The organism is Chryseobacterium vietnamense (genome assembly GCF_031454475.1).
Classification (GTDB): Bacteria; Bacteroidota; Bacteroidia; order Flavobacteriales; family Weeksellaceae; genus Chryseobacterium; species Chryseobacterium vietnamense.
Genome location: NZ_JAVDQX010000005.1, coordinates 54,694 through 70,707, shown reverse-complemented (window position 1 = coordinate 70,707; position 16,014 = coordinate 54,694). Strand labels below are relative to the sequence as shown.

At 36.2% G+C, this 16,014-nt stretch carries 15 protein-coding genes; 7 read left to right on the top strand and 8 right to left on the bottom strand.

Translation table 11 applies throughout. The features are described 5' to 3' along the window. Positions 1-2: 2 nt before the first annotated feature. Both J2786_RS18735 and J2786_RS18730 read right to left on the bottom strand, forming a co-directional pair. Positions 3-926 carry a bestrophin family protein gene (locus J2786_RS18735; protein WP_047428419.1) on the bottom strand — a complete coding sequence of 308 codons (924 nt, stop codon included), beginning with the start codon at positions 924-926 and terminating at the stop codon, positions 3-5. A 15-nt stretch (positions 927-941) separates the two neighbouring features. Further along, a complete protein-coding gene (locus J2786_RS18730) occupies positions 942-2,117 on the bottom strand; it encodes a Pycsar system effector family protein (RefSeq protein WP_047428422.1) in 1,176 nt (391 codons plus the stop codon). Positions 2,118-2,143: 26 nt separating this feature from the next. Between J2786_RS18730 and J2786_RS18725 the strand changes: the two genes are divergently transcribed. From J2786_RS18725 to J2786_RS18715, 3 genes are all read left to right on the top strand, one after another. Further along, a complete protein-coding gene (locus J2786_RS18725; protein WP_047428425.1) occupies positions 2,144-5,860 on the top strand; it encodes a metallophosphoesterase in 3,717 nt (1,238 codons plus the stop codon). Between the two features lie 319 nt (positions 5,861-6,179). Continuing rightward, on the top strand, positions 6,180-6,902 hold the full coding sequence (locus tag J2786_RS18720; RefSeq protein ID WP_142018567.1) for a hypothetical protein: 723 nt from the start codon (positions 6,180-6,182) through the stop codon (positions 6,900-6,902). Between the two features lie 390 nt (positions 6,903-7,292). After that, the gene (locus J2786_RS18715) at positions 7,293-8,006 is read left to right on the top strand and encodes a hypothetical protein (protein WP_047428431.1); all 714 of its coding nucleotides are present in this window, start codon (positions 7,293-7,295) and stop codon (positions 8,004-8,006) included. Positions 8,007-8,171: 165 nt separating this feature from the next. Here J2786_RS18715 and J2786_RS18710 read toward each other — a convergent pair whose 3' ends face one another. From J2786_RS18710 to ruvX, 5 genes are all read right to left on the bottom strand, one after another. Continuing rightward, a complete protein-coding gene (locus tag J2786_RS18710; RefSeq protein ID WP_047428435.1) occupies positions 8,172-9,047 on the bottom strand; it encodes a YjiK family protein in 876 nt (291 codons plus the stop codon). A gap of 58 nt (positions 9,048-9,105) precedes the next feature. Then, a complete protein-coding gene (gene mazG, locus J2786_RS18705; RefSeq protein ID WP_047428438.1) occupies positions 9,106-9,873 on the bottom strand; it encodes a nucleoside triphosphate pyrophosphohydrolase in 768 nt (255 codons plus the stop codon). 237 nt (positions 9,874-10,110) lie between these two features. Beyond that, positions 10,111-10,671, bottom strand: coding sequence for a DUF5606 family protein (locus J2786_RS18700; RefSeq protein ID WP_047428671.1), 561 nt, complete (start codon positions 10,669-10,671; stop codon positions 10,111-10,113). A gap of 73 nt (positions 10,672-10,744) precedes the next feature. After that, a complete protein-coding gene (gene def, locus J2786_RS18695) occupies positions 10,745-11,317 on the bottom strand; it encodes a peptide deformylase (protein WP_034693378.1) in 573 nt (190 codons plus the stop codon). Next, positions 11,314-11,730, bottom strand: a complete 417-nt coding sequence (gene ruvX / locus J2786_RS18690) for a Holliday junction resolvase RuvX (protein WP_047428440.1) — start codon at positions 11,728-11,730, stop codon at positions 11,314-11,316. The genes def and ruvX overlap by 4 nt, the downstream gene beginning before the upstream one ends. A 115-nt stretch (positions 11,731-11,845) precedes the next feature. Between ruvX and J2786_RS18685 the strand changes: the two genes are divergently transcribed. Together J2786_RS18685 and J2786_RS18680 are read left to right on the top strand one after the other, a co-directional pair. Continuing rightward, on the top strand, positions 11,846-12,322 hold the full coding sequence (locus J2786_RS18685) for a SixA phosphatase family protein (protein WP_047428442.1): 477 nt from the start codon (positions 11,846-11,848) through the stop codon (positions 12,320-12,322). Then, positions 12,303-13,193 (top strand): archaemetzincin, encoded by an 891-nt coding sequence (locus tag J2786_RS18680; protein ID WP_047428445.1) that lies wholly within the window; start codon positions 12,303-12,305, stop codon positions 13,191-13,193. The genes J2786_RS18685 and J2786_RS18680 overlap by 20 nt, the downstream gene beginning before the upstream one ends. Before the next feature lie 135 nt (positions 13,194-13,328). On the opposite strand, the gene J2786_RS18675 is transcribed toward J2786_RS18680, so the two are convergent. After that, the gene (locus J2786_RS18675; RefSeq protein WP_047428448.1) at positions 13,329-14,873 is read right to left on the bottom strand and encodes a serine hydrolase; all 1,545 of its coding nucleotides are present in this window, start codon (positions 14,871-14,873) and stop codon (positions 13,329-13,331) included. 88 nt (positions 14,874-14,961) lie between these two features. Here J2786_RS18675 and J2786_RS18670 point away from each other — a divergent pair, with 88 nt between their 5' ends. Together J2786_RS18670 and J2786_RS18665 are read left to right on the top strand one after the other, a co-directional pair. Then, complete coding sequence (locus J2786_RS18670; protein ID WP_047428451.1) at positions 14,962-15,429, top strand: hypothetical protein; 468 nt, start codon at positions 14,962-14,964, stop codon at positions 15,427-15,429. 58 nt (positions 15,430-15,487) lie between these two features. Beyond that, complete coding sequence (locus J2786_RS18665; RefSeq protein WP_047428453.1) at positions 15,488-15,985, top strand: metallophosphoesterase family protein; 498 nt, start codon at positions 15,488-15,490, stop codon at positions 15,983-15,985. Positions 15,986-16,014: the final 29 nt, after the last annotated feature.

The following is a 16,014-nucleotide window of genomic DNA, read 5'->3' as shown; positions in this document are numbered from 1 at the left end:
CTTTAATCCACAAAATAAGTATCCGGTTTCTTCAACTCCCCTTGTGGAATTCCTGCCTGTTCAAAAATAGAAAACTCAATGGTACGGCAGATACTATTCAGGGCAAGGTCATTTTCCTCTTCACCAAAAGGTTCTCCAATCTCCTGAATAATAGCGTCAAGAGCAATAAAGGTATAGCTGATTAATAAAACAATCAGAGGCATCATCCATCCTAATGAATCTACCAGTCCGAAAGGAAGCCAGAAACAGTACAGGTATACGGTACGATGCAGCAAAACACTGTAAGCAAAGGGTAACGGTGTATTGTAAATTCTCTCACAGCCTCCGGAAATATTAGAAAATTGATTCAGCTGATGATCCATCGAAGTCATGACGATAGTATCTATATTTCCTTTTTTATTTTGTTCATTGAGCCAGTCTGCAATAAACCCAAGAATAATACTGGGAATAAATTTCTTGTTCTTCACCTGTTCCAGGTGTTCGGGAGAAAGCAGCCTTTCAAGATGTTCTGTCCCTGTTTTATCTCTTAGCTGAAAGTTCAGAGACCAGGAAAATGCAGAAATCAGTTTAATAATTTGCTCTTTTTCCTTTTTAGCCTCGGGAGAAGAATCATTCACTAAGGATAGGATCTGTCTCGTCAGGGATCTGGTTTCGATCACAAGTAATCCCCAAAGTTTCCTGCCTTCCCAGAAGCGGTCATAACTTGCAGAATTACAGAAACCCATAAATATGGCAAGTGCAAGTCCTATCAGTGTAAAAATGGTAGGATTAAGATGCACTTTATAATCAAATATTTTCCCTTTGAAAAAATAGATAGCCAGAGAAAACAGCGTGATAATGGAAAGCTGAACAACAATTTTCTTTAATACGGAACCTCTCCATATAAATAACATTTTCAGCCAATTCGTACGCTGTCGGACTATCATTTGTGTATATTTTAATTAAAGACTAAGAAAGGCCACCCCAAAAGATAAAACGGAAATAATAATTCCGGCCATAAAGATCTTATAGGTAATGGATAAAAGCTTGTACTTCCTGTTAAGAACTTTTCCCAGATAGTATAAATCTTTCACCATGGAATCATAGATGTAATCCCTGTCTTTAATAAGGTCTTTCATGGCATTGTTATAATCGTCAAACAACATCTGCTGAAAGTTTCCAAAGAACAGCAGGTTTACTTTTCTGTTGACAATATCCTCAGAAGTAAATGTTGATTTTGTGACATTCGGTTTTGTAGACAGAATCGCAAATATGATCGTCAGTACGCTAGACAGCAATAATATAAAACTTGGAAGAATCAGATGCGAATTTTTAGGCGCATCCAGCTTCGGAACCAGTACAGAAAGACACACTGAAATAATAATGGCATTTACAGATAAAAGAATATTGGCTTTACTGTCTGCAATATCGCTCAATCTTGTATGATTATTCAGCGTTACTCTGAATAAAGTATCTACACTTCTGTCCGATTTTTCTTTTTCTTTTTTAACTTCGGAAGCCTCCTTTTTGTTTTCTTTTTTTTCTTCTTCTTTTTCCAGCTTCTTTTCGATCTTTTTGATGTTTTTCTTTTTCAAAGGTTCCCAGTTTTCTTTGGCATAATCTGTATAAAAGGTATGCTTGTTTTTCAGCATATCCAGATTTCCGGCATTCCATTCCTCATTGGAAAAGCATCTTACATTCGTCAGTTCCCATTCTTTTCTTAAAGCATCGGAAATATCACTATAATCATGGCCTGCAAAATGACTGAAGTCTGCATCTTTTACAATTTTTTCCAGTAAATTCTGAGGTTCGTACTGTATTTTCGTGGCCAGAATCAGTTTTTCAACGTCTGCAATATAGTTTTCAGGATAGTTTTCCTGGTGTAAAAAGGCTTTCATCACCTCTACACTCCTTTCCTCATGGTTCAGAGCACATTCTATATACCCTGTATCATGAAACCATAATGCAACGAGTACCTTCTCCTGATCCTCTTCAGAAACAGGAGTATTTTTCATGATTTCCTCAGCCTTATTAACTGTATAGGCAGTATGGATAAAATTATGATAAAAATATACCGAAGATAACTTATCTTTGAATAAGATTTCAACATAATTTTTAGCTTTTTGTAAAATGCTCATCCCTGAAATTTTGTTAATGTAAATTTATGAATTTATCCTTTAAAACTCATCTAAAAAATACTTCTATTGTTCTTAGAACAGTAATGTCCGCAGGAGTCCTTTATTCCTGTGCTACCTATAACGTACAAAAGGGCAAAAACTTATTTGAAGTAAAAGATTCCGAAATAAAATCTGAAAATGATTTCAAACTCTTTCTGATTGGAGATGCAGGAAACTCAGATGAACCTCAGGCCCAAAAAACATTGAATTTACTGAAAAGCAAGCTGGATTCTGCGGATAGTAATTCGATGCTGATCTTTCTGGGAGATAATATCTATCCCAATGGGATGCCTGAAGAAACAGACAAAGATTACTCCCTCGCAAAGCAAAAACTGGAAAACCAGCTTTCCATTACCAAAAATTTCAAAGGAAAAACATTAGTAATTCCAGGAAATCACGATTGGTATAATGGATTGGAAGGATTAAATACCCAGGAAGGGCTGGTAAAAAAATATCTTGATGATAAAAAAGCTTTCCTTCCTAAAAATGGCTGTCCTATTGATGATATCAATGTTTCTAAAGATATCAAGCTTATCGCCATCGATACAGAATGGGTGATTGCCAACTGGGATAATTATCCGGGAATCAACAAAAACTGTAATATCAAAACCCGCGAAGATTTTTTTACGGAGTTCAAAGATCTTATCATTAAAAATCAGGGTAAAAAAATAATTATAGCTTTACATCATCCTATCATCAGCAGTGGAACCCATGCAGGTTTTAATTCTGCAAAATCCCATCTCTTTCCTCTAAAGAGTAAAGTTCCTGTTCCTGTAGTAGCAAGTGTCATCAATATACTAAGAAGTTCCTCAGGAGCGAGCCCTGAAGATATCAATAATCAACATTATGCTGACATGGCCAACCGGCTGAAAAGTATTGTTCAGGATAAGGAGAATATTATTTTCGTATCGGGTCATGACCATAATCTACAGTATCACGAAGATGGAAACTTAAGGCAAATCATTAGTGGTGCAGGCTCAAAAACAGATCCGTCCACCATTGTAGAAACAACAGACTTTTCCTACGGAGGCAGTGGTTTCGCAGTTTTAAATTTCAGAAAAGATGAAAGTACAGATGTGGAGTATTTTTCTACCAAAGATGCTCAACTTCAAAAACTGACTCATATATCCGTAATTTCCAAACCGGATGTATTCGTCAATAATTTTCCCAATTCTTTTCCTGCAACATTCTCTTCAACCATTTACCCGGTGCAGCTTACCGAAAAAAGAAAGTTTTACCGCTGGCTTTGGGGAGATCATTACAGAAGATATTACGGAATTCCCATTGAAGCCCCAACAGCTAATCTTTCAGAATTAAACGGTGGATATATTCCTTTCAGAGAAGGAGGAGGAAACCAATCCAACAGCCTTCGATTGAAATCTGCAGACGGACAGGAATTTGTAATGCGTGGGGTGAAAAAAAGTGCAATCCGCTTCTTAAACAATATGGCTTTTCAGAAAAGTACATTGGGAGAAGAACTTGCAGACACCTATCCTGAAAAATTCCTGCTGGATTTTTATACTACCAATCATCCATTTACTCCATTTACGATTGGAAATATGTCGGAAAAACTGGGTATTTTCCATAGCAACCCAAAACTGTATTATATTCCTAAACAGCAGGCTTTGGGAAGATATAACGAAAACTATGGAGATGAAATGTATATGATTGAAGAACGTTTTTCATCAGATCCAAAGACATTGGCTTCTCTCGATAATGCAAAAGATATTGTTTCTACCGATGATGTATTAAAAAACCTCAGCAAAAGCAGTAAATATTCTGTGGACAGGGAATCTTATATCAGGGCAAGATTATTTGATATGCTTATCGGTGACTGGGACAGACATTCCGACCAATGGAAATGGGCAGAATATGAAGCCGGTGATAAAGTAATCTATAAACCTATTCCTAAAGACAGGGATCAGGCATTCAGTAAATATGACGGCGCAGCCTTTAAAATTATTATGAATGTTCCGGCCATCCGCCACATGAAAACCTTTACAGAAGACATCAGCAGTGTAAAATGGCTTGCCATGGAACCTTACCCGATGGATCTTGTGTTCTTAAAAGGTGCAGACCAGAATGAGTGGGAAACCCAGGCAAAATATATTCAGGAACATCTGACTGATGCGGATATTGATGAAGCTTTTCATAACCTTCCGAAAGAAGTGCAGGATGAGACCATCGATGAAATCCAGAGAAAACTGAAAATAAGAAAGACAAAATTACAGACCTATGCTGCTCAGTATTATGATGTACTGCAGAGAAAAGTACCTCTTGCAGGAACGATACATCCTGATAAATTTGTCATTACCAAAAACGGACATTCCGTACTTGTACAGCAATATGATCTGGGTAAGAATAAAGATCAGAATGAACTTGTTTTTGAAAAAACTTATCAGGATTCGAAAACAAAAGAATTGTGGATCTATGGATTGGAAGATGATGACACTTATGTAGTTACCGGAAGCGGAAACCCTAAAATGACGATAAGGCTGATTGGTGGATATAATCATGATACCTATAACGTTGCTGACGGAAGAAAGGTAAAGATCTATGATTTCAAATCTCAGAAAAACACATACAATTCCGGAAATGCAACGAGGAATATTACGGATGATTATGATATCAACAGCTATAATTATAAGCACCCTAAATATAATTCTGTTGCCGGATATCCAAACCTGGATTATAACCCGGATGATGGGGTGATTGTAGGGGTTCTGGCCAATTATACCGTGAATAATTTTATCCGCGATCCATTTACTCAAAGACACAGCTTAAAAGCTAATTTTTATACGGCTACCGCAGGATTTAGCCTTACGTACAAGGGGGTATTTAAAAAAGCCATCTCCGGTTGGGATATCAATCTTGATGCATTTTATACAACGCCGAGATTCTCTCAAAACTTCTTTGGGCTTTCCAATGAAAGTGAGTATGATAAAGAGGATACGGAAAGAGAATACAACAGAGCCAGAATTTCCAAATTCAACTTTGCGCCTTCCATCTCTCAGAAGAGTTGGATGAACCTCAGCCACCAGTTTCAATTGACTTTTGAAGATAATAAAGTACAGCGAAAAGCTGACCGCTTCATCAACCAGTCACCGGATGTGAGACCTGGTGTATTCAACAGCCAGCAGTTTGTAGGAGCCAATTATACCTTTGGCTATAAAAATGCAGATAATGCTGCCTTCCCTACTCTTGGACTGGAATTCATGCTTAATGCAGACTGGAAAGCAACCCTTTCCGATTTTAATAAAAACTTCGTAACGGTAAAAGGAAAACTTGCCATCGACCACAGGATTGATAAAAAAGGTAAATTTGTATTCGCCAATTCCAGCAATGTGATGTGGATCAATAATAATAATTTCGAATTCTATCAGGCAGCGGCTATCGGAGGTAATAATGGAATGAGAGCTTTCAGAAACGAAAGATTCTCAGGAAGATCATACCTGACCAATAACTCAGAAATACGATGGGATTTTGGACGGGTAAGAAATAATATTGTGCCTGCCAACATGGGAATTCTTATCGGATATGATATCGGCCGTGTATGGAACGACAGTGAAAATTCCAGAAAATGGCATCAGTCTGCCGGCGCAGGAGTATGGCTGAGTATTGTGGAAATGATGTCTGCAAGGTTGAATTATTTCTATGGTTCAGATGGTGGAAGAATTTCTGCCGGAGTGGGAATGAAATTTTAACCTGTTTCATAGAAAAGAAGGAAATTAATTCTAATTCCGGGAACGTATACCGTAATTACAGAATAAACATAAAACACTATTTAACAGTAATTTACACTACTTAAATTTAAATATTAAAAAAAAATCAATTTTAATAAAATTTAATAATTCAAATTTTCAACTCACATTTTTTACAGATAAAATAAATATGGCTTTTAAATAAGAGCCATATTTTCAGCTATATAAGTCAAAGCCAGACATAGTTCAATATGTTTATCAATTCCTTAAAAAACAGACATTTAAAAAACATTTTATATTTGTGCCAATAAAAAATCAACAAATGATGAAAAAAAAGCTATTGTATATGGCATTATTTGTCATGTTCATACAGTTAAGTGCACAAGTAGGGATTAAAACACCCACACCCCAAAATACTTTGCATGTGAACGGTACACTTCAGGTAGTTAAGGATCTGAATGTAGGTGGGGACGACAAAACAAAAGGAAATTCCGGAAACAAAGGAGAGGTTTTAATGTCAAATGGAGAGGGCATTGCGCCGGTATGGAAAACTATAGAGTCTGAAAACTTCTTAAAGGTAGTGTATGTGGGAAATAAAACGAACATCAGCCCTGCAAGCGGAAGCTACACAGGAACCCATTCTACACCGGTTAATACTCATGAAAGTTATTCACAAACCTATGTTTTCAATGTGAGTAATAAGATCGATACGGCTTATTTAACTTACAATTCTACCACAGGGCTTTTCACGGTAGTAAAGCCGGGGTTTTACAATATCGTTCCTTATGCAACCTATGATCTTAATTTAAATCCATCAGGACAAACTGCAGGAACGGCCAATTCCTATATCCAAAAAGTTTCCCCTACTCTCACGACACTTGCAGGTATATCCACAGGACATGGCGAGCGCACAACAGGCTTGAATCATAATCTTTCCTCCATTAATTTTTTCAACACGGGAGAAACCTTCAGAATACGCTGCCGTTATACCCAGGATTTCAGATTATCGGGTGGAAATATTCATATCTCTTATCTTACTCCATAAACAAGACAAACGTCAATCACTTCAACCATTCATATATTCAAAGACCACAGACTTATTCTGTGGTTTTTACTGTATAATAAAATTACAGATTGAGTTCCTTTATATTAGGTAAAGAAGTCAGCAACACTTGTTATCACAATAATAATCCTTGCTAAAAACTATAGTTTTTACATCATCATAGAAATTCTTCTATAATTTAAAAAAAATCATAAAGAACAAGAAAAATGAATTTAAATTAATTCAAAAAATTCAGCAAATTAATTTAAATAAAACACGCAAAAAGCAAATTATATAAAAATAAACCACAATAATAAAATTAATCATCTATTGTTGATTTTTTTTCGTTTTATAATAATCCATACATTTGTCCCAACAAAACACATTTTTAAGATGAAAAGAAAACTATTAAGTGTAGCATTATTTGCTATGTCAATATTTGCTTATGCACAAATCGGAGTCCAGACATCTACTCCACAGAGAACACTGCACGTCAACGGCTCACTGCAGGTGGTAAAAGAACTGAACGTAGGAGGTTCTGAAAATGTACAGGGTACCGCAGGTAAAGACGGTGAATTTTTAAGTTCCAATGGGCCAGGTACAGCTCCTACCTGGAGAACTATAGAATCTCAAAATTTTTTCAAAGTAGTCTTTGTGGGCAACAAGGGTAATATATCACCAGCTACCGGCAGCTATACAGGAACTCACGTAACCGGAACTTTTGAAAACCTGGCTCAAAATTTCATTTATAATATGGTTAACAAAATAGATAATAATTTTATTTCCTATGATGCAAACACCGGGATATTTACAGTAAACAGGACCGGATTCTATAATATAGCAACCTATTTCACCTATGACTTAAACCTTAACGGAACTAATGAAACAGCAGGAACAGCAACGTCACAACTTCAGAAAGAGGCTGATACTCAAAACTTAGTTTCAGCAGTATCAACAGGACACGGAGAAAGAACAACATATGTATATCATCAGTTAACGGGTATCCAGCCCTTTGCTGCCGGAGAGACATTCAGGCTAAGATGTGGATACACCCAGGACTTCAGATTATCAAAAGGGAATATCAGTATCTCCTATCTTACTCAGTAAACAATACAAAAAAAACATCAATCCTTTCAATAACATTCATATATTCAAAAGAGGCCGTTTCACAAATTGTGAAAACGGCCTTTTTATAAAGTTTTATTGTACACTCATAGATGATTTTTACTCTCCGTCATTTAGTTGTGATACCTCTTCTTTTTATTTTAAGGTTTACTTTAAAGAAAAAGTATACATATTTCCACCTTCATTTTTTCCTTTCTCATCGGCAATCATTACTGTTTTATCATCAAGAAAAACAATAGCTTCTTTTTGTGAATTATGATTCAGTGGAATTTTCTGAATTTTAGCAGAATTAAAGTCATTAGCGGTAAATCCGGTAAGAACGTGAACATTTTTATGAGTCAGCAGTACAATCTTATCCTTCGTACTGTTGATGGTGGCTGAAGTAATGGCAGCATCATTATACCCACCCTGAAGTTTCAGTGTTCCTATTAATTTAGCTTCAAAATCACCTTCTTTATTAGGTACCTGGAATACAAGGAAAGTTCCGTCAAAACCTTTGCTTCTGTTTTTAGTGAATAAATAAAAATTTCCGTCCATTTCTACAAAAGCCTCACAATCGTACAACAGGTTTGATTTTTTAGGTGGAAACTCCGTCTGCCCCTGATAATGGAATTTTGTAGTCTGTACAACTTTGGTAACAATTTGTTTGCTGTCTTTCAGATCTGTTTTTAAGATCGCCAGATCCTGCCTGTTATTATCATTATTCCCAAAATCTCCGATATATATATTTCCCTGAGGATCAGATATAATATCTTCCCAGTCTGTATTTTCAGCATTTTCTACCAGTATTTTTGCCAGCATATCACCTTTATCACTCAGCCCGTATATCGCATTTTTATTTCCCCTGTCCTCAATCGCCCAGATTGTTTTCTTATCCTGTGACAAAGCAATTCCGGAAACTTCCTTCAATTTTTTAGGTAAGGAAAACTGAACTTTTAATTCATCTTCTTGAGTTGGGGAATTCTGAGCTTTTGGATTACAGCTCAATAAAAGCAAAGCGGGTAAAATAAGAAAACGTAACATATTTATTTTTTATTTTTTTTAATTGAATGTAAGAAGCATTAATTGTTCCAATCAGAAATTATAAAAGCTTTTTTGCCTTTTCCCAAAGAACATCCATTTCTTCCAGAGACATATCTGCCAGTTTCAACTCCTGTTCCTCGGCAAGTCCTTCCATCTTTTGAAATCTTGAAATAAACTTAAGATTGGTTCTTTCCAACGCAGAATCCGGGTTAATACCTGAAATTCTTGCATAGTTAATCAAAGAGAAAAAAACATCACCCAACTCCTGTTCTTTTTTATCCAGATCAGTCTCAGCATGGAACTCCTGAATCTCTTCATCTACCTTTTTCCATGCATCTTCTGCATCATGAAACTCAAAACCTATTCCCTTCACTTTATCCTGAATTCGGTAGGCTTTTACCAGACTCGGCAGGCTTTTAGGAACTCCTCCCAAAATAGAATTGTTTCCTTCTTTTAGTTTTAATTTTTCCCAGTTCTGCTTCACTTCTTCTTCATCTTTCACTTCTACATCTCCATAGATGTGAGGATGGCGGAAAATTAATTTTTCATTCAAGGAATTGATAACATCAGCAATGTCAAAACTTTCTTTTTCGGAACCTATTTTAGCATAAAAAACAAGATGAAGCAGGACGTCGCCCAGTTCTTTTTTTATTTCCTGTAAATCATTCTGCAAAATAGCATCTGAAAGTTCATAGGTTTCCTCAAGGGTAAGATGACGAAGGGATTCCAACGTCTGCTTCTGATCCCATGGACATTTTTCACGCAAATCATCCATAATATCCAATAACCTTCCGAAGGCTTCCAGTTTCTCTTGTTTCGTATTCATAAATAAGGGGAAATTCAATCTTATACAAATGTAAGGGTTATTCAGGCATCATTACAAACGTTGGAAGTAAAAGTTGCGAAGTGCAGAATTCAGGACAGATGAGAGGTCTAAACCTAACAGGTTTTCGAAACCTGTTAGGTTTGGAATATTAGCGTGCAATTATCTTTTTTCTCAAAAAACAAAAAGCCTTGTCCGGACATTCCAGACAAGGCTTTATATTTTTAATTCAGAACTGAATTATCCTTGTTTTCTGTGGGTACTCTTAGGAGCTGATTTTGCAGCTGAAGTAGCTTTTACTTTTGGAGCAGCTGGCTTTTCTGCTTTTGGAGCCGCTTTTTTAGCTTCTTTTTCAATGCTTACTTCTTCTGTTGCAGGCTCTCCTTCTAAAGTTTCAGGCTCAGCTTTCACAAAGCTTTCAGGAGTAATATATCCTGCTTTTTGAAGGATGTTGTACCACTGAGCTAATTTCTTGATATCAGAAGCATATACTCTTTCTGTATCATAATTAGGAAGAGATGTTAACATGAATTCTTTTAAATCTGCATCAGACGATTTGTGAGAAATCGTTTCTTTATAATCGTTGTTTTTAGCAATATTTTCAAATACTTCAAACAAAGGAACTTCTTTCTCGAATGTAAACATCGCAATATTGTCCAATAAACTTACCTGGCTTGAGTTTCCAATGCTTACTTTTTTCTTGTTGGTAACATCTTCAATGATGAATCCGTTTCTTAATTGAGAAACTAATTTGAAAAGTCCTGGTTTTCCAGAAATTGAAATTATTTTTTCTAACAGCATAATTTTATTTTTTGTAAATTCTGCAATCAGCACTAGCTTTTTGCTTTTTATTATTTTTAATCCTTATTTTAAATTACTTTGGAAATCTCATTTTGTAACCGATGTTCACATCACCCTGAGATATTTTAGTCAGCTTACCTTTTACCAGTTTCTTCTTCAGAGCACTAAGGTGATCGGTAAAAAGAACTCCTTCAATATGGTCATATTCATGCTGAATTACGCGGGCTCTAATATCGGAAAAAGTTTCTGTATGTTTCACAAAATTTTCGTCATAATATTCAATAACGATTGTTCCTTTTCTTTTTACATCTTCTCTTACATCAGGAATAGAAAGACAGCCCTCATTGAACTTCCATTCTTCCCCTGATTCTTCGAGAATCTGAGCGTTGATGAATACTTTTTTAAACTCTGCCAGCTCATCTTTAATATCTTCATAATCCTCATCTTCTGCAAGAGGCGTTACATCTATTACGAACAGACGGATGTCCAAACCAATCTGTGGCGCTGCAAGACCTATGCCATTTGCGCTGTACATGGTTTCGAACATGTTATCTATCAGTTCCTGTAATTCGGGATAGTCTTTGTCTATATCTTTCCCTACTTTTCTCAAAACAGGATCCCCAAAAGCTCTTATCGGTAATATCATCTTAATCTTTGTTCTAAAAAATTCTGCAATATAATTGTTGCACTTACTTTATCTATTAGTCCTTTTTCCTGCCTCTTTTTCTTGTTTTTTCCACTTTGGGAAATAAAAAACGAAGCCATTTTGGAAGTAAATCTTTCATCAAAACGGTGAACTGCAATATCCGAAAATTCTTTTTTAAATTCTTCTATGAATTTTAAAATATCGGTTTCCACTTCTGAAATATTTCCTCTCAAATCTATGGGAAGCCCAATTACTACTTCATCCACCTTATTTTCACTGAAATATTTTTTCAAAAATTCCATTAAAAGACGGTTCTCTACAGTCTCCAGTCCACTGGCTATAATCTGCATATCATCGGTTGCAGCGATACCACAACGAGCCTTTCCGTAGTCTATTGCAAGGATTTGTCCCATAAGTTTGCAAATTTAGTAAAATTTACTGATTTTATTCATAACGCAGTTTTTTTATATAAATCATGTTTTATTCCATTATTTTTTTTATAATTTTAATCTTCCAAAAAACAATTATATGAAGAAACTCATCCTCGTTAGACATGCAAAAAGCGACTGGCCGGAGGAAACGGAGGACTTTGACAGACCATTGGCAGACAAAGGTTTGGAGGATGCTATGCACATGTCCAGGTTCCTGAAAAGTAATAATATTTCCATTGATCATTTTGTGTCCAGCCCCGCGGTGCGTGCACTGAATACCTGTAAAATTTTCAATCAGGCCTATCAGCTGAACTGTGCTACTGATGAAAAACTTTATAATCCATCGGAAAGAAGCTTTGAATCTGTAATTTATGATCTGGATGACAATCTTAATTCTGTTGCATTCTTTTCTCACAATAATGGAATTTCCAATTTTGCCAATTCTATTTCTGAGGATATTTTCCATTTTCCGACTTGCGGAGTTGCAGGTTTTGAAGTAGACTGTGAATCCTGGTCAGAATTCGACGGTGCTAAAAAGAAACTGTTATTCTTTTATGAGCCGGGGAAAATATAACTTTACTTCTGTACTTTTTTATGTATCCTTATTAATCCTTCTTTTCTCATGTCAGAAACAGAAGAAAACCTACTATGAATCTATTGCACTGAATGACATAAAGCTTTCTTCCCCCAAGCCCGGAAGCTGGCGCTCTAATCATGATGAACATTTCCAGACCTATGAAGATTTTCAGAAATCAAAAAAGATAAAACCAGAGTCTGGAAAGAATACCATCTATCTGCAGCCAATCGGAAAATTTGATGAACTTCAGAAAAGAGAAATAGCCCTCACCAGTGAATATTTAAAAATATATTTCCAGCTGGAAACAAAGATTCTTCCCCCCTTATCCAACACCATATTTCCTGAAAAGATCAAAAGAATTTCAAAGGAAGGACAGGTACAAATTCTGGCAAGTTATGTCCTGGACAGCATTCTGATCAAAAGAAAGCCTAAAGATGCTGTAGTACTGATGGGAATTACAGAGAAAGATCTTTTTCCACTGCCGGAATGGAACTATGTTTTCGGGCTGGCTTCTTATGAAGAAGGTGTAGGGGTCACGTCAATGTATAGATTTGCAAACGGTCATTTAAGTGATTCCAACTTTAATGAGAGTTTTCTGAGATTAATAAAGATCAGTTCTCATGAGATCGGGCATATGTTTGGAATAAGCCATTGTCTGAATGCCAACTGTGTAATGAATGGAACCAATACGCTTACTGAAACAGATTATCACCTCGCAAGAGCATGTTCACTCTGTCAGAGAAAACTGAATTCAAGTATCCATTATGATCCTAAGAAAAGACTTCTTGAATTGAAAAATTTCTTTGAAAAGCAACATCTTAACACAGAACTTTCCCTGTCACAGCAAGACCTGAATCTTGTACAATAAACCAACATTCCTTTACCAACTGCATATTCCCCTCCATCGGAGGGGTGGCAAAAAACTTATTTTTTGACGGGGTGGTTAACAAAAAAGAACGGACCCAAGCCCGTTCTCTATGAAATATCTTACGTGATTCCGCTTTTATTTCTTCTTCAAATCCAGATCATCAAAATCAAAACTGAAATCCGTTACATCAGAAATCGCCTTCAATTTTGCAGATTCTGCCTTTCCGTTTTCGTCGTAGCTGAAAATAATATAAGCATCCGCATCATAGCTTCTGTCGTCCCATTTGATAATAAAAGAATTATTAGAGTATGGAAGTAATTCGCCTTTTAATCTTGGAGAGTTTTTACATGAAATTCTATAAGTATTTCCCTGCTGAGCAATTTCTACATCACCAAACCAAACATCATTGTAAGTTCCTGTAAACTGTTCTGCTTTTGGCTGAAGTGATTTTTCTTTTTTAAATGCTTCTGATGTTGCAAAAGCATCTTTCTTCTGCTTATTGAATTCAGCTTCCATTTTAGACATTCTGTCCCCATAGGTTTTTAGCCAGTTTCTATCTGCTACCCCAAGATAAGAATCTTTCACGGTATTGGTAATGGTATTGAAAGCTGCTCCAGATTGTTGGTTCGTCAATACAACAATTCCCAGTTTCATATCCGGAATTAACGTAAACTGTGTAACAGTTCCAATCAATCCACCAGTATGCTGTACCTGTTTATGTCCTTTAACATCACTCAGGAACCACCCTAAACCATATCCATAGAAACTTGTATCATAAGGGTTTTTAGCGGCTACTCTGTCAGGGATCTGTAAGCTCCACAATTGTTGGGCATTTTTATCGGAAACTAATTTTTTTCCATCCTTAGTGATGAAATTATTGAGCAGACATTCAGCCCATGTGGTCATATCTTTGATATTACTCATGATTCCCCCGGCAGCATTAGCCGTTTCGTTCCAGTCGTGAGGAACAGCAATCGCTTTTCCATCCACAGGAGCATGTGCATCAATTTTATTAGCTGTAGCTTTTGCTCTGTTGTAGCTTCCGAAACTTGAAGTCATTCCTACCGGCTTCATGATTCTTTGCTCAATAAATTCTGCCCAGCTTAATCCGGAAATTCTGTGAATCACTTCTCCAGCCACAATAAACATAATATTGTTATAATCCAGTTTTGTTCTGAAAGGATTTTCTGGCTTTAAATATCTTACGTTACGAACAATATCGTTCACAGTCATACTGCCTCCTTCAGGAAAAAACATAAGATCACCCTGCCCAAGTCCTAATCCTGCTCTGTGCGTAATAAGATCTTTAATGGTAACATTTTGAGAAACGTAAGGATCGTACATTTGAAACTCAGGAATATATTTTGAAACTTTATCATCCCAGTTCAGTTTTCCCTCATCTGCTAAGATGGCTAATGCCACACAAGTAAAACCTTTTGAGTTGGAAGCAATTCCCACTAGTGTATTATCGTCCATAGGCTGCTTAGTCGTAAGAGAACGTACTCCAAAGCCTTTAGAATAGGTTACTTTACCATCTTTTACAATTCCCACTGACATTCCTGGTACATCAAAGGTTTTCAGGGTATTTTGGATCAGTTCATCCAGCTTTTTTTCTTCAACCTGCGCATTGGCCAATCCTACGGTCAAAAGAAAAATGAAAAAAGAAAGTTTCTGTTTCATTGTTTATTTTAATTTTCCCAAATTTACTAAATATTAAGCGATGCTAATTTTAGCAGTGCTAAAACTTTACTATAAATCAATTGTATTTATGAACAAGTCTATTTGTATCTGTATATTTTCTCTTTTCGCTATCAGTGGTACCAAAGCCCAGGACAGAACTGCCAATCCTCTGCTTTTACAAACCTGGAATCTCAATAAAATGGATACTTATATTTATACCTATGAAAAACAGGATGGCTTTGAGGCAAGAAGAGAAGGAATCAGATTTCAGAAAAACGGAAAAATTACGGGAAATCTCATTAAATCTACCTTAAGATATGATACCCTGGAAGAACCTGTTACTAAGAAAAATGAAAAACCAGACCGCTATATCGGGAACTGGAAAAAAGCTTCAGACTCTACAGTTACTCTAATTTTTCCTTCCAATACCAATATGACCGGCACTTTTGTTATTTCAAAGCTTACGGAAAATCAGCTGAAATTAAAAAAGGTTTTCAGTGCGGATATTGAAAAGAAACTGGATTCAATCAGAAAAACAAAAAATATTACTGATTAGGATCTCTTATGAATTGATAAAAGCTTCTTTATATTTGCACTCTTAAAAATGGCAGTACATGACAAAAGTTCTTCTCCTTTCCGACTCTCATTCTTATATTGATGACAGAATTCTGGAATATGCTTCTCAGGCCGATGAAGTATGGCATTGCGGAGATTTCGGAAGCCTGGATGTTATTGAACAGCTTGAAAAAATAAAACCTCTGAAGGGCGTTTACGGAAATATTGATAATGCCAAAATTCAGGCTGAATTTCCGGAGGTGAACCGATTTTTTTGTGAAAAACTGGAAGTTCTGATGATTCACATTGGAGGATATCCGGGAAAATATACTCCACTTACTAAAAAAGAAATTGCAGAAAAGGCTCCGAAATTATTTATTTCAGGGCACTCTCATATTTTGAAAGCTATGTATGACGAGAAAAACGGTCTGCTTCATCTGAATCCCGGCGCCTGCGGAAAACAGGGTTGGCATAAAGTGAGAACGATGATGCGCTTTGTGGTGGACGGTGAGGAAATCAAAGATCTGGAAGTGATTGAACTGGGACCGAGAGTATGATGAGTGAAAGTGCTAGGGAGTATGAGTGT